At 52.3% G+C, this 778-nt stretch carries 1 protein-coding gene; it reads left to right on the plus strand.

Annotated elements, in window-relative coordinates; translation table 11 throughout:
* On the plus strand, positions 1 to 546 hold a 546-nt coding region (locus B3W37_RS01435; RefSeq protein WP_483174562.1), incomplete at its 5' end, for a pyridoxal-phosphate dependent enzyme.
* Positions 547 to 778 lie beyond the last annotated feature (232 nt).

The following is a 778-nucleotide window of genomic DNA, read 5'->3' on the forward strand; positions in this document are numbered from 1 at the left end:
GCCGGGATCGCTTTTCCATTTATCCCGGACAAATTGAAGGGCGGCCAACTTCGCCTCATCGCGGTCGAGCCGGCCGCCTGCCCGACCCTGACCAGAGGGGTATTCGCTTATGATTACGGCGATGTAGCCGGGTTTACCCCGTTGTTGAAAATGTACACCCTGGGGAGCAGTTTCAGCCCTCCCGGAATTCACGCCGGAGGACTGCGCTATCACGGCGAATCGCCCCTGGTGAGCCAATTGTATCATGACGGCCTGATTGAAGCTGTCGCGGTTTATCAAAATGGGGTTTTCCAGGCCGCGCAGTTATTTGCCCGGACCGAAGGCATTATCCCTGCTCCCGAGTCCTCTCATGCCATCCGGGTAACCATCGACGAAGCCCTGAAGGCAAGAGAGCAGGGGGTACAGCGCACCATCGTCTTCAACCTCAGCGGGCATGGCAACCTTGATCTGGGCGCATATGACAACTTCCTCGCAGGCATCACCGAAGACGTTGATTTCCCTGAGGAGGAACTGCAGAAGAGCCTCAGCAATCTCCCGCAGGTTTAGGCTGTATTTGTCTTTCAAACTTTTATACGTACCATCTATCATTCAGGCATAATTTGAATAAGCCAGGGGTTCTTGCTTTTTAAAGCAAGGCTCCTGGCCCGTTATTTTTATAGCTTTTACTGGTATGAGTCAGGGAATCGTTTCGGTTAACAAGTGAACTGGTACATCTGAACCTGAATAAACCGGGCAACGGCTAGGGGAAAGATATTATCCCTTTTTCAGTGACAACAGC

Source organism: Syntrophomonas sp. UBA5494 (genome assembly GCF_002426325.1).